The following is a 12,256-nucleotide window of genomic DNA, read 5'->3' as shown; positions in this document are numbered from 1 at the left end:
GCAGAAAAACCCATAATCTAAACTAACTTAGCAACATTATGGCAGCACAAAACCCACAGCATCATTCACTTTTGCCAGTGTCGCCGCGGCGCGCGCACGGGCTTTCTCTGCCCCGGCGCGCATTACTGTGGTTAATGTCGTTTGATCGGCACGCAGCTCGGTAAAGGTTTTTTGCACCGGCTCTAATAAGGCAATCACCGCGTCGGCAACATCACCTTTTAAATGGCCGTACATCTTGCCTTCGTACTCCGCTTCCAGCACGGCGATGGTTTTGCCGGTTACGCCGCTTAGAATGCTTAGCAGATTGGCTACCCCAGGTTTGGCGTCCAGATCAAAACGCACCCGAGGCGGATCTTCAGAGTCAGTCATCGCCTTTTTAAACTTCTTGCTGATCATCTTTGGATCTTCGAGTAAACCAACGAAGTTCCACGGGTTTTCATCCGATTTAGACATCTTCTTCGTTGGGTCTTGCAGGCTCATGACCCGCGCTGCTACCGGCGGAATAAAAGGCTCCGGCACCGTAAAAATATCACCGTGCACCGCGTTAAAGCGTGTTGCCACATCACGGGCTAATTCTAAATGCTGCTTTTGATCATGCCCTACCGGAATCTGGTTCGCCTGATACAATAAAATATCCGCCGCCATCAGTACCGGGTAAGTAAACAAGCCGGCATTAACGTTGTGCGTATGGCGCTCCGATTTATCTTTAAACTGCGTCATCCGGCTTAGCTCACCAAACTGGGTGTAGCAGTTCAGCACCCAGGCCAGCTGGCTGTGCTCCGGCACATGCGACTGCAGAAACACGGCAGAACGCTTTGGATCTATGCCGCAGGCCAGATACAGCGCCAGGCTGTCGAGCGAGGCACTGCGCAGCGCGGCCGGGTCTTGCCGTACGGTAATAGCATGCAAGTCAACGATACAGTACAAGCAATCATAGTCATCCTGCATTTTGTCCCATTGGCGCAGTGCCCCCAGATAATTACCTATGGTAAGTTGTCCGGATGGCTGTGCACCACTTAGCACAATTGGCTTATTGCTCATAGTTGTATCCACTTTAAAGGCTGTATTGTTAATGACAGGCCGGTGCAGACCGGTTTGAAGAGCAGCATTATAACCATATCAGCGCGTTGCAACAGTAAAAAAGCCGCTTAACGCGCCACTTTTGCCAATTGCCGGCGCATCTTAGTAATCACCTCAGCATAATCCGCGGCATTAAAAATGGCCGAACCGGCAACAAACATATCGGCGCCGGCAGCAGCGATGTCCGCAATATTATCCGCCGTTACGCCGCCATCAATTTCCAGCCGGATCGGCAAGCCGCTGGCATCAATAATATTGCGCGCTGCTGCCAGCTTATCCAGGGTGGCAGGGATAAATTTCTGCCCGCCAAAGCCCGGGTTAACGGACATCAGCAGCACCACGTCCACTTTATCCAGTACATAATCCAGATAACTCAAAGGCGTAGCCGGGTTAAATACCAAGCCAGCCTGACAACCGTGGCTTTTAATTAACTGTAAGGTACGGTCGATATGGCGCGATGCTTCCGGATGAAAAGTAATAATACTGGCACCGGCCTGTGCAAATTGCGGCACCAGCGCATCAACCGGCTCTACCATCAAATGCACATCTATCGGCGCGGTAATGCCGTAATTTCTCAGCGCCTGACACACCATGGGCCCCATGGTCAGATTAGGCACATAATGATTGTCCATCACATCAAAGTGCACTACATCGGCGCCAGCCTTTAATACCGCCGCCACATCGTCTCCAAGCCGGGCAAAATCAGCAGACAAAATAGAAGGCGCAATTAAATAAGGTTGCATAGCAGATTTCCGTTTAAGCACAGTAGGCGAACTTTACTGAATTTGGCATAAAAATGCACGGTTATGCCGCAGTGCATTAACGCCCAGAAAACGAGCAGTAGCGCACCAACTTAGCACAAGCAGTTGCATAAGTTAAAACCTGACTTACTTATCCACATGAATTAAAACAATAAAACCATATGGCATATATCTTGGAACCCAAAAGCGAGGGAACAGAGAAAAGGGCAAATAAAATGAAAATAGCAACAAAAATGACGACGTTAGCAACAAGCATGATGTTACTGGGATTAGCGGCCGGCAGCTTTACTGCCAGCGCGGTAGCACTGAGCGGAGATATTACTTTCGCTTCAGACTATGCCTTCCGCGGTGTTTCACAAACCGAAGAAGCACCAGCCTTGCAAGGTGGCTTATCACTCACTGACGAGTCCGGCTTTTACGTTTCAGTTTGGGGTTCAAACGTTGATTTTTTGGCCGAAGGTACCTTAGAGCTGGATGTAATGTTAGGTTGGAGTGGCGCCATTAATGACGACTGGTCAACCGACGTTGGTATTATGCGCTACGGATATCCAAATACCGCCATCCCCGGTTCAAATTTCTGGGAAATTTATGGCTCTTTATCATATAAAGATCTGACTTTCGGTTTAGCCTACAGTGATGATTATTATGCTAACAGCGGCAACTATTACTATCTGTATGCCAATTACAGCTATGCCTTGATGGAAAACCTGAGTTTGGACTTACATGTGGGGCAGAATGAATATGATGATAGCAGTGCCAGCTATCTGGACTGGAGTGTTGGTATCAGTACTGAAGTAATGGGCGCCGGTTTAAGTTTAGCCTATGTTGATACTGACATTGACGGTTCCTACCTGGCGGACAGCCGGGTTATTTTCTCCATTTCGAAAAGTTTCTGATATTGAATAACCTACCGGCACTAACGGTGCCGGTAGCATTAATAAAGGTTATATTTACTAAGCGGTGAATAAATAATCAGCTTGTATCGACAACGCCAATGTTTTATTATCGAAGCGTTTTGATAAACAAACGGATTTAACATGAAATTTACCGGTTATTATAAAGCAGCGTTTATTTCAGTCGCACTTTGCGTCGCAGCCGTTTGTATTTCACTGCCTTCAATAGCAACCAACCCGCAATGTCAGTCGCTCTCAACGCCTTCTGCAATTGAAGATTGCTATAAAGCAACAGAGCAAAGCTGGTTGAGCTGGTTCCGTGGTAAAAGCCGCTCGACACAATTTCACTTTGTTGACTTGCTGGAATTGTTAAGCAGACTTAGTCCGACCCAAAAACCCTGATGCAACCTAACCATCACGAAAAAGATCAGCCTTCGCCAAGAACAAAACCGGGGATACTGCAGGTTATTAAAGCGGTACTGGGTGCTTTCGCCGGCGTGCAATCTGAGCAACAACGCCAGCAAGATTTTGCTGCCGGCAGCCCGCTACCTTACATTATTACCGGGGTTATTTTTACCCTGCTTTTTGTGGTAGCACTATTACTTGTGGTGTCATGGGTATTGTCTTAGGCCGGTATACCGCAAAAAGCTCTGCTACTTTGCCACGAGTCGCGCCCTTCTGACTGATAGAGCGCCCCACCTGCAAACTGTGTAATACCGCAGGCTGATAAATTTTCCGCGTCCAGGTTGTATCATGGTTACTGATCACCACTGCGACACCACGTTGCTGCGCCTGCTCTGCCAAAATAGCCAACTGCGCCTGATCATCCAGATCAAAGCCCTCGCGGGCATAGCCGGTAAAACTGGCGGTTTTACTCAGTGGCACATAAGGCGGATCACAATAAATGACAGAGCCGGCTTGAGCACCTTGCATCACCTGCTGATACCCACTACAACTAAATTCAGCGCGCTGGGCTTTCTCCGCAAAGAAATATAATTCTGCTGCAGGAAAGTACGGCTTTTTATAACTACCAAAGGGCACGTTAAATTTGCCGGATAAGTTATAACGACACAAGCCGTTGTAACCATGCCGGTTTAAATACAAAAATAGCTGCGCCCGCTCATAGAGATCAGTACTTTGATTAAACTGTTGCCGGAAATTCAGATAACAATCACGCTGGTTCGTTAATGGAGTAAACAAGTCACGGGCATCGGCAATAAAGCGCTCCGGCTGCGTTTTGATTAGCTGATACAGGCTGATTAAGTCTGCATTGATATCATTTAACTGATAGCGGGGAAAATCAGTGTTTAAGAAAACCGACCCCGCACCGACGAAAGGTTCAATCAGCAGCTCGCTGTGCGGCAAATGACGGCATATGGCGTCGACTAAATTGTATTTACCACCGGCCCACTTCAAAAAGGCACGGCTTTTGCGCTTGGCTACCTGCATTGCCCGCTATTCCATGCCGGCGCTTTGCTGATTACGCTGCTGCGCTTTTATTTCCGCCTGCACCGCTTGCATGGTTTTAACAAAAGGCCCGGTAGCCTGCAATGCTTCAGGCAGCTGGTCGCGTTCTGCTTTAGCCGCGGTGGCGTTACTAAAAGGTGCCAGCAGCAACACCAACTGCATCTTGCCCTGCCAGCTACGCTGATAAGTTAATGTCATCAGCTGCGGGTAAGCTGACTTAAAGCGCTGTAATGCGGCATCGCTGGATAATACCGCCAACTGCAATGCGACCTGCTGCTTATCTGCGGCCAGTAACTGCACTTCGTCAAACAAGTAGTCTACTGCCGGCGGTGGCGTTGTCTCAACTTCGGCGGGTTCAACTACAACAGTAGCCTGATTATCGTCCGTTATTGCAGACGTTGCATCATCGATTTCAGCGACAACAATCTCATCTTGTACTGTTGGCATGGGTTGCGGCGCCGCTTCGGCTATATCAGCTTCTGCCACAGGCTCTTCGCTTACTATTAGCTCAGCGGGCAGCGCCTCTTCGGGTTCGGAGGCCGGTATTACCGCTGTGGGTACAACAGGTATCCGCACGACTTTCTTCTCCGGCTCCGGCCATAGCATAAAGGCTAATACTGCAATTAACAGCAATACTGCGACACCGGAAGCTAACTGCACAGTAGATAGGCGAAAACCAGGCTGCGGGGGCTCTGTTGCCTCAGTCGCGCTGCTGCTGTCTGTGGCGCTTTGCAGCAACAGATGTAAGTTGCCGTCGGCCGATGCCAGACGTGCAGCCAGCTCTATGCTGTTAAGGTTTTCATGCTGCAGCAAGTACTCTGCATCTGCAGTAGTAAGCTGGCCTAAGGTTAGCACCAGGCCGTTGTCTGCAACTTTCTGCACAGAGAAACAAAACAGCACACAAGGCAATGCTTCGAGTTGCTGTAAAAATGAGTTAGAAAAATGCTCTGCATCATCAATAATCAACAGCAGCGGCAACGTCGACGCTTGCGCATTCACTTGTGTAACCAAAGGGCTATCCGCTTGCCAAACCGCGCCGAACCACTGCTGCATCAGCTGTTGCTGCGCCTTTGCTTCATCAAGCGGTGGATTTAGCATTGCCACATTGTATTGCCCGGAAAACAGCTCAGCCACTGCCATTGCCAGGGTAGATTTACCCGCCCCTACCGCTCCGGTAGCGTGGATTTGTCTGCTATCGTTAAACGCCAATTGAAACAACAGGCGCTCCAACCATTCATGCTGCGACGGCGTCAGGTGGCTTAAAGTTGCCAGTTTTGTCTGCAGTTCAGTTGTATCCATGGCTAAACACCTCTGTCAATTCTGCTTCCGTTACATCGTCAACTACCGCCGTTTGGCAAAACGCCGTTGGTAATACAAAGCGCATTGTACCTTGCTTTACTTTTTTATCTGTTTTCATATAGGGTATAAAGTCGCTGATATGCATACTGTCCGGCGCTGCCACCGGCAAGCCGAACGCTACCAACAAATCACGAATTTTTGCCACATCTGCCGCCGTTAGCCAGCCACGGCTTGCCGCTAGCTTGGCCGCCATTACCATGCCTGCAGCGACAGCTTCTCCGTGCAACCATTCACCGTAGCCGAGCCAGGCCTCAATGGCGTGACCAAAGGTATGACCGAGGTTTAGTAAAGCCCGCTCGCCTTGCTCGGTTTCATCACGGCTGACAATATCCGCTTTCATCCGGCAACAATGGCCAATCATTTCAGCAAGGATTACCGCATCCTGTTGTTGGATTTGCGCCTGGTGTTGCTGCAACCAACGGAAGAATCCGGCATCACTGATCAGCGCATATTTAATAACTTCCGCCATGCCGGCGGCAAATTCACGCGCAGGTAAGCTGGCTAATACCGTGGTATTTATTAATACCTGCACCGGCTGCTTAAAAGCGCCGATCATATTCTTACCCAAAGGGTGATTTACTGCGGTTTTACCGCCAACTGAGGAGTCAACCTGAGACAGTAAGGTAGTGGGAATTTGCAAAAAGTCGACACCGCGTTGATAGCATGCGGCCACGAAGCCGGTTAAGTCACCGATAACACCGCCACCCAGCGCGACCAGCAACAGTTCGCGCGACATGCGTTGCTCCAGCAAAAAGCCCAGCACTTGCTCAAAAGAGCTGAGCGTTTTAAAAGCTTCACCGTCCGGTAATAAAAAATGCTGTACAGCTGTATCAGGGAATAATGCCTGCACTTGAGGCAGATACAAAGCGGCGACAGTCGGATTTGAGATGATGACAACTTGCTTACTGGCTGCAATGCCGGCATCAAGACCGGCAAAGCTGTCAGCGATGATGATACTGTAGCTGCGTTCGCCAAGTTGTACCTCAACTTTTTGCATCAGCAGCTCTCCGATAGATATAGACTAGAAACCCAATTGGTCGATAATTTGACTGGCCACAGCACGTGCGCTTTGTTCGTCGGTGCGCACAGTAAAGTCTGCAATCTCAGCATACAGTGGATTGCGCTCTTCAGCCAATCTTTCCAGTACCTCTTTCGGTGCCTCTTCTGTTTGCAATAACGGCCGACGCTTATCGCGCTGGGTGCGGGCTACCTGTTTTTCAATAGGCGTTTCCAGATACACCACAATACCGCGTGCCGATAAACGGTTACGGGTTTCTTTGCTCAGTACTGAACCACCACCGGTAGCCAGCACAATACCCTGCAACTCTGTCAGATCCTGAATGACATTCTCTTCACGCACTCTGAAGCCTTCTTCACCTTCCAGATCAAATACCCAAGCGATATCGGCGCCAGTACGGCGTTCGATTTCCTGATCTGAATCGTAGAATTCCAGATGAAGCATGTCTGCTAAGTGACGTCCAATTGTGCTTTTTCCAGCACCCATAGGGCCAACGAGGAAGATATTACGTTTTTCTGCCATAAGTCGTATTACTAATCAGCTAACTCAGTGAAAAGTTGAATTCAAGGACCAAAAGGCTCCCACGAAAATTTGAAGCGCTGAATTATGTCAGGAATAGCCTTTTGTTGGCAAGCTAATTCTCAAACGCGGCACCGCTACATAGAGTCTGTAACGGTACCGAAAACAGCTTACAGGCCGTCAGTGATAATTTTCGGTGTAACGAAAATTAACAGCTCGTTCTTTTCGTTAATATCACGGTGCGTTCTGAACAATACACCCAGATAAGGAATATCACCAAACAGTGGCACCTTGCTTACGGTAGACAAGATTTGCTGTTGATAAATACCGCCCAATACGATGGTTTCGCCGTTATCAACCAACACCTGAGTTTGTATTTGCTGGGTATCAATAGCTGTGGCTGGCCCGGTTGGCGTTTGCACAGTCTCACCACGGGTGTTTTGCGTAATAACAAGGTCAAGAATGATTTTGTTATCCGGCGTAATTTGCGGCGTAACAGTCAGGCTCAATACCGCCTTCTTAAATTCTACTGTAGTCGCACCACTGGACGCGGCCTGTACATAAGGTATCTCCACACCTTGCTCTATACGGGCTTCTTTTTGATTCGCCGTAGTGATACGCGGGCTGGCAATAATCTCGCCTTTATTTTCCTGCTCCAGCGCCGATAACTCCAGATCCAATAAAGTGCCATCAGCTAAACGGGCAATATGAAAGGCAATGCTACCGGCCGGATTGCTGGCCGGTAAATTAACATTCCAACGGTCATCTAATGACGGGATATTGCCGTTAGCTATAGTATTTGCGCCACCGGCAGAGCCAGATGTACCTTTGTTTGAACCACTGCTGCTTTGTTGGTCGCTAAAGCCCCAGCGAATGCCCAGCTCGTCAGTAACACTGTCACGTACAGTAACCATGCGTGATTCGATAAGCACCTGCCGCACCGGCACATCTAAGCGCTCAATCAGTTTACGTACGCTTTCAATATTAACCGCTGTATCTTTAATCAAGATAGTATTGGTACGATCATCAACATTTACAGAACCACGTGATGACAGCAAAGTGGCGTCTTTATTACTTAGCAAGCCGGCAATATCTGCTGCTTTAGCATAGTTGATTGACAGAAAATCAGAATATAGCGGCTCCAAATCAGCCACCGTTTGCCTGGCTTCCAATTCGCGAGCTTCGCGCGCCGCTAATTCATCGGTAGGCGCAACCATTAAAATATTGCCTTCCATACGCTTATCCAGGCCTTTAACCCTTAGCACTATGTCCAGTGCCTGGTCCCAAGGTGTGCCGTCCAAACGTAAAGTAATATTACCGGTAACAGAGTCACTGGTTACCAGGTTAAAACCGTTATAATCAGCAATAATCTGTAACACTGTGCGCACGGCAATATCCTGGAAATTAAGCGATATAGCACGGCCCTTGTATTCTTTACCGCCACCCAAAATGCTGCGGTTGGTGGTATCACGTTCCACATTCAGGGTGAAAATATTATCAATTTGCTGATAAGTGAAGGTAAATTCTGCCGTTGTATCTATTACTAAGCGCGTTGAAGAACCATCTTTAAAAGTTTCAATGCCTTTAACAATAGTGCCGAAATCAACCACATCCAGTTGGTACAGCAATTCTTCCAAAATGTCAGTGTTGTGAAATTCAACTTCGAGTTTGCCCAGCCGCTCAGCCACATCGACTGCCGCAGTATTATCGCGCAGGAAAATCAACACCCTACCTTCGCCTTTATCACCACGGCGGAAGTCTATCGCATTTACACGGTTAATATAGGTTGGCTTAACATCGGCGGCCTGACCAATCTGATCCGCGGTCGGGTTGTCGGAGATGTGAATGTAAAACACATTGCCACGCACCCGGGTACGGTATATTTTCAGATAATCAAGGTAGATTACTGTTCTGAAACCATCATCGACGAATTCAGACGTAACGCGTTTAACACCGGCTTTATCTATCAATACCTCTTTGAGCTTTTCTTCGTAATCAGATTCGTCGAAAAATAATTCGATCCGTGCCGGCTCATTAAACACCTGGATGCTCGGATCAGCGTACAACTCTTCATCGAAAATAAACTCTATTTCCGTCTCACCGGTTAATAAAGGGTTATACCGAACATCATATAACAACGGCACAGCGGCCGCCGGTAATGAAAGTAGCATAAAGGCTGCAATGCACAGTAACGTGCGCTGGATTGTGCCAGACATTATTTTGATTATTTTATCCATGATTTACTCGCATACCTGTCAATTACTTGCTGCTGATGACGCATCAGCCATCTGCAACATGGTCGTCCGTTCTTTCCAGCAACCGGCACCATCGGGAATAAGCTCCAGCAACTCTATATGAGTCGGCTCAACATTTATTACACGGCCATGAAACAACCCAACATGGTTGCTCAACGTGACTTTGTGCAAGGTTTTATCAGACGCTTCAATTAAGGCCCAAATATTACCTATATCGCCCAAAGTACCGCGCATCTTTAAATTATCCAGCGCATATTTTTCCAATGGCTCTTTTCTGCGGCGCGGATCCGGATGCAAACAATCCTGCACTTGCAAAAATTTATCCTGAATTGCTTCCGGTCTGGGCGCAGAAAAAGGACTACGGGCGTCTTGTGAGCGATAGGCTATATGGACAAACTCCTGCACTTCCGGCAGTGGTTCTACCCTGGCACGGGTATTGGCTTTAACCTCAGCAATATGGTTTTGTACATCGCTTAAATCATCAAAACAACCGCTCAGCAACAAGGCCAAAGCCATTACTGATAAACGCTTTATCATGGCTGAACCTCCTTATAACGGTAAGTTTTCGCCACTACATTGAAGCGTAGACGGTCGCCTTGTTCTGTTTGAATGGAAAAATCGTGTAAGCTGACAATACGCGGCAACTTAGCAACTTCACTGACAAAATTACCAAACTGGTGATAGTCACCAACCACTTCAATTTTGATTGGCAGCTCAGTGTAAAATTCCTTTTCAATTTCCGGCTCCCAGTTAATCCGGATGAAAGTCAAACCACTGGTGGTACCAACATAGGTAATATCATCCAGTAAACCCGGCGTTTCATGGGTAGTGGGTAACTGTTTTAGCAAGAATGAAAAGGTTTGTTCCATTTCAAGCATTTGCTGTTTGTACAAGTCAAGATTAACCGCAGCAGCATACTTAGTCCGGTACACCTGACGTAACTGGACTTCATTGTTCTGCGCTGCAGCCAACTCATCAATCTTACTGTCCACCAATAAGAAATAACTTAGCACTGACACCAGCACAGCCAGAATAACTGCAAAAATGATCTTGGCCGCAACAGGCCAGGAGCCCATGTTTTCAAAATCAAGATCATTAATATCTATTTCGGACAGGTTAATGTTCAGGCTCATTTAGCACCTCCATTACCTTGCTTCCCGCCAGGCGGAGTATCGTTGCTTTGCACATCCTCGTAGCCTTTAACTGTCAAATGCATTTTGAAGTTGCTCAGCAAACTGACAGAATCTTTACCGGCTTCGATAAACTCAAGGTAAGGTGATGACAATAGAGCGGAGTCTTCCGCCTCACGCAACATATTAGATAAGCGATTATTCGACTCGCTTTTTCCGATTAGCAGCAGTGACGTACCTTTCTTTTCTAACTGGGTCAGATAAACACCGGCCGGCACAGCGCTGGCAATTTCGTCCATAATTTGCGTTCCCAAATTACGGCTGCCTTGCAGTTGCGAAATCAGTGACATACGCTGTTGCAAGCTCTTTTTGGTGTCATTAAGGTTACGGATTTCAGCTATGCGCTGATCTAACACTTTGATTTCATTTTCTAAAAATCGATTTCGCTGCGTCTGACCATCAATTCGGGCGCTATACACCATATTCACCAGAAACACGATGAGAAAACTAAACATCGCAGTGGCGGTTAATACAGTAAGATATTGTTTCTGCCGTTCCTTTCGCGCTGCATCGCGCCACGGCAACAGGTTTATATATGCCATGACGAAAAGCTCCTTAACGCCAAACCGCTGGCAACCATTAATTGCGAAGCATGCCGGTTCAGCTGTTCGCGATCGACAGATGTCGCAACTTCCATCGATTTAAACGGATTAGCGACTACGGCGTGAATACCCAACTCATCGATCAGCAATTTATCAATGCCGTCAATCAGTGCGGTACCGCCGGAGATGATCAGATAATCAACAGCGTCTTTGCCGCTACTGGTCAGATACATCTGTATGCCGCGACGAACTTGCTGCAACAACATTGTCTGAAACGGTGCCAGCACTTCAAAAGTATAGTTGGGAGGTAAATCACCCGCCACTTTAGCCAGTTCAGCCTCTTCATAACTCTTATTGTAATAAGACAAAATGCTGCGGGTATATTGGTCACCACCGAACACCTGATCTCTGGTGTACAGTGTTTTGCCGTTTTCGATAATACTGAGCAGCGTCATCGTGGCGCCGATATCAACCATAGCCACTACTTTTTTTGCAGCGTCATCCGGCAATTGCTTTAAACACAGCTCAGCAGCCCGACTTAGCGAATAACTCTCTATGTCGACTACCTTGGCAGTAAAGCCACCATTATCTAATGCAGCAACGCGGGCTTCTATACTCTCGGTTCGGGCTGCACTAAGCAGCACATTAACCTTAGAAGGGTCTGATTCGTTGACATCAAGCTTTTCGAAATCAAGACTGACTTCGTTAAGCGGGTAAGGAATAAGGGTATCGGCCTCAACTTCTATCTGACTTTCGAGTTCAGCGTCAGTTAAGGACACATCCATAAAAATCACTTTACTGATCACGGTGGATCCGGATACAGCTGTAGCGGCGAATTTAACTGAGCGCGGGATCTTTTTACGGATCTTACTCAGCACATTTCCCACGGCTTCTATATCCTGGATCTCTCGATCAGCCATAGCGCCTTTTATCATGGGCTCAACGGCAAATGCTTCTACTTTACACACGCCGTTGTGTTGACTTAACAACACAGCTTTGACGGAATGGGCACCGACATCAATCCCCACCATCATCGGTGTTTGCTTACTGAACAGGCGATTTATCATAGCTTCCTGCGGCCAATTTATAGTTATGATTATTGTCTCATTGTTAGCTCAGTCGCTAATTTTTGGCAAGAAAAAGCGTTTAATCTAAAGCTAATAAATATATAC

14 protein-coding genes are annotated in these 12,256 nt (G+C 47.6%); 3 read left to right on the top strand and 11 right to left on the bottom strand.

Going from position 1 to position 12,256, the window contains the following annotated elements; all coding sequences use genetic code 11:
- Positions 1–36 precede the first annotated feature (36 nt).
- Both trpS and rpe read right to left on the bottom strand, forming a co-directional pair.
- Complete coding sequence (gene trpS / locus ACTZWV_RS04000) at positions 37–1,041, bottom strand: tryptophan--tRNA ligase (protein ID WP_444785296.1); 1,005 nt, start codon at positions 1,039–1,041, stop codon at positions 37–39.
- Between the two features lie 107 nt (positions 1,042–1,148).
- Complete coding sequence (rpe, locus tag ACTZWV_RS03995; protein ID WP_444785295.1) at positions 1,149–1,823, bottom strand: ribulose-phosphate 3-epimerase; 675 nt, start codon at positions 1,821–1,823, stop codon at positions 1,149–1,151.
- A 233-nt stretch (positions 1,824–2,056) separates the two neighbouring features.
- Between rpe and ACTZWV_RS03990 the strand changes: the two genes are divergently transcribed.
- From ACTZWV_RS03990 to ACTZWV_RS03980, 3 genes are all read left to right on the top strand, one after another.
- Positions 2,057–2,737, top strand: coding sequence for a TorF family putative porin (locus ACTZWV_RS03990; RefSeq protein ID WP_444785294.1), 681 nt, complete (start codon positions 2,057–2,059; stop codon positions 2,735–2,737).
- Positions 2,738–2,878: 141 nt separating this feature from the next.
- Positions 2,879–3,136 (top strand): hypothetical protein, encoded by a 258-nt coding sequence (locus ACTZWV_RS03985; RefSeq protein ID WP_444785293.1) that lies wholly within the window; start codon positions 2,879–2,881, stop codon positions 3,134–3,136.
- The gene (locus ACTZWV_RS03980) at positions 3,136–3,363 is read left to right on the top strand and encodes a DUF2970 domain-containing protein (protein ID WP_444785292.1); all 228 of its coding nucleotides are present in this window, start codon (positions 3,136–3,138) and stop codon (positions 3,361–3,363) included. The genes ACTZWV_RS03985 and ACTZWV_RS03980 overlap by 1 nt, the downstream gene beginning before the upstream one ends.
- Here the strand turns inward: ACTZWV_RS03980 and ACTZWV_RS03975 are convergent.
- From ACTZWV_RS03975 to ACTZWV_RS03935, 9 genes are all read right to left on the bottom strand, one after another.
- Positions 3,308–4,183 carry a Dam family site-specific DNA-(adenine-N6)-methyltransferase gene (locus ACTZWV_RS03975; protein WP_444785291.1) on the bottom strand — a complete coding sequence of 292 codons (876 nt, stop codon included), beginning with the start codon at positions 4,181–4,183 and terminating at the stop codon, positions 3,308–3,310. The two genes, ACTZWV_RS03980 and ACTZWV_RS03975, sit on opposite strands and share 56 nt — an antisense overlap.
- Before the next feature lie 6 nt (positions 4,184–4,189).
- Complete coding sequence (locus tag ACTZWV_RS03970; RefSeq protein ID WP_444785290.1) at positions 4,190–5,500, bottom strand: hypothetical protein; 1,311 nt, start codon at positions 5,498–5,500, stop codon at positions 4,190–4,192.
- Positions 5,487–6,557 carry a 3-dehydroquinate synthase gene (aroB, locus tag ACTZWV_RS03965; RefSeq protein ID WP_444785289.1) on the bottom strand — a complete coding sequence of 357 codons (1,071 nt, stop codon included), beginning with the start codon at positions 6,555–6,557 and terminating at the stop codon, positions 5,487–5,489. The genes ACTZWV_RS03970 and aroB overlap by 14 nt, the downstream gene beginning before the upstream one ends.
- A 24-nt stretch (positions 6,558–6,581) precedes the next feature.
- Positions 6,582–7,100 carry a shikimate kinase AroK gene (gene aroK / locus ACTZWV_RS03960; RefSeq protein ID WP_205309373.1) on the bottom strand — a complete coding sequence of 173 codons (519 nt, stop codon included), beginning with the start codon at positions 7,098–7,100 and terminating at the stop codon, positions 6,582–6,584.
- Positions 7,101–7,267: 167 nt separating this feature from the next.
- Entirely contained in the window at positions 7,268–9,268 is a 2,001-nt protein-coding gene (locus tag ACTZWV_RS03955) for a type IV pilus secretin PilQ (RefSeq protein ID WP_444785288.1), read from the bottom strand.
- A gap of 84 nt (positions 9,269–9,352) precedes the next feature.
- On the bottom strand, positions 9,353–9,889 hold the full coding sequence (locus ACTZWV_RS03950; protein WP_444785287.1) for a pilus assembly protein PilP: 537 nt from the start codon (positions 9,887–9,889) through the stop codon (positions 9,353–9,355).
- Entirely contained in the window at positions 9,886–10,485 is a 600-nt protein-coding gene (locus ACTZWV_RS03945) for a type 4a pilus biogenesis protein PilO (RefSeq protein ID WP_444785286.1), read from the bottom strand. Before ACTZWV_RS03945 ends, ACTZWV_RS03950 begins: the two co-directional genes overlap by 4 nt.
- Positions 10,482–11,084, bottom strand: a complete 603-nt coding sequence (locus tag ACTZWV_RS03940; protein WP_444785285.1) for a PilN domain-containing protein — start codon at positions 11,082–11,084, stop codon at positions 10,482–10,484. Before ACTZWV_RS03940 ends, ACTZWV_RS03945 begins: the two co-directional genes overlap by 4 nt.
- Positions 11,072–12,151, bottom strand: coding sequence for a pilus assembly protein PilM (locus ACTZWV_RS03935; RefSeq protein ID WP_444785284.1), 1,080 nt, complete (start codon positions 12,149–12,151; stop codon positions 11,072–11,074). The genes ACTZWV_RS03940 and ACTZWV_RS03935 overlap by 13 nt, the downstream gene beginning before the upstream one ends.
- Positions 12,152–12,256 lie beyond the last annotated feature (105 nt).

The organism is Rheinheimera sp. NSM, assembly GCF_052380015.1.
Classification (GTDB): Bacteria; Pseudomonadota; Gammaproteobacteria; order Enterobacterales; family Alteromonadaceae; genus Alishewanella.
Note: the sequence above shows the minus strand (reverse complement) of the source record. Positions and strands in the feature narration are given on the sequence as shown.

Coding starts and splice junctions, on each gene's coding strand:
- rpe (WP_444785295.1), bottom strand. CDS start 1,823: ATGCAACCTTATTTAATTGCGCCTTCTATTTTGTCTGCTGATTTTGCC.
- ACTZWV_RS03970 (WP_444785290.1), bottom strand. CDS start 5,500: ATGGATACAACTGAACTGCAGACAAAACTGGCAACTTTAAGCCACCTG.
- aroB (WP_444785289.1), bottom strand. CDS start 6,557: ATGCAAAAAGTTGAGGTACAACTTGGCGAACGCAGCTACAGTATCATC.
- ACTZWV_RS03940 (WP_444785285.1), bottom strand. CDS start 11,084: ATGGCATATATAAACCTGTTGCCGTGGCGCGATGCAGCGCGAAAGGAA.
- ACTZWV_RS03935 (WP_444785284.1), bottom strand. CDS start 12,151: ATGATAAATCGCCTGTTCAGTAAGCAAACACCGATGATGGTGGGGATT.
- ACTZWV_RS03980 (WP_444785292.1), top strand. CDS start 3,136: ATGCAACCTAACCATCACGAAAAAGATCAGCCTTCGCCAAGAACAAAA.
- ACTZWV_RS03945 (WP_444785286.1), bottom strand. CDS start 10,485: ATGAGCCTGAACATTAACCTGTCCGAAATAGATATTAATGATCTTGAT.
- aroK (WP_205309373.1), bottom strand. CDS start 7,100: ATGGCAGAAAAACGTAATATCTTCCTCGTTGGCCCTATGGGTGCTGGA.
- ACTZWV_RS03950 (WP_444785287.1), bottom strand. CDS start 9,889: ATGATAAAGCGTTTATCAGTAATGGCTTTGGCCTTGTTGCTGAGCGGT.
- ACTZWV_RS03985 (WP_444785293.1), top strand. CDS start 2,879: ATGAAATTTACCGGTTATTATAAAGCAGCGTTTATTTCAGTCGCACTT.
- ACTZWV_RS03955 (WP_444785288.1), bottom strand. CDS start 9,268: ATGCTACTTTCATTACCGGCGGCCGCTGTGCCGTTGTTATATGATGTT.
- trpS (WP_444785296.1), bottom strand. CDS start 1,041: ATGAGCAATAAGCCAATTGTGCTAAGTGGTGCACAGCCATCCGGACAA.
- ACTZWV_RS03975 (WP_444785291.1), bottom strand. CDS start 4,183: ATGCAGGTAGCCAAGCGCAAAAGCCGTGCCTTTTTGAAGTGGGCCGGT.
- ACTZWV_RS03990 (WP_444785294.1), top strand. CDS start 2,057: ATGAAAATAGCAACAAAAATGACGACGTTAGCAACAAGCATGATGTTA.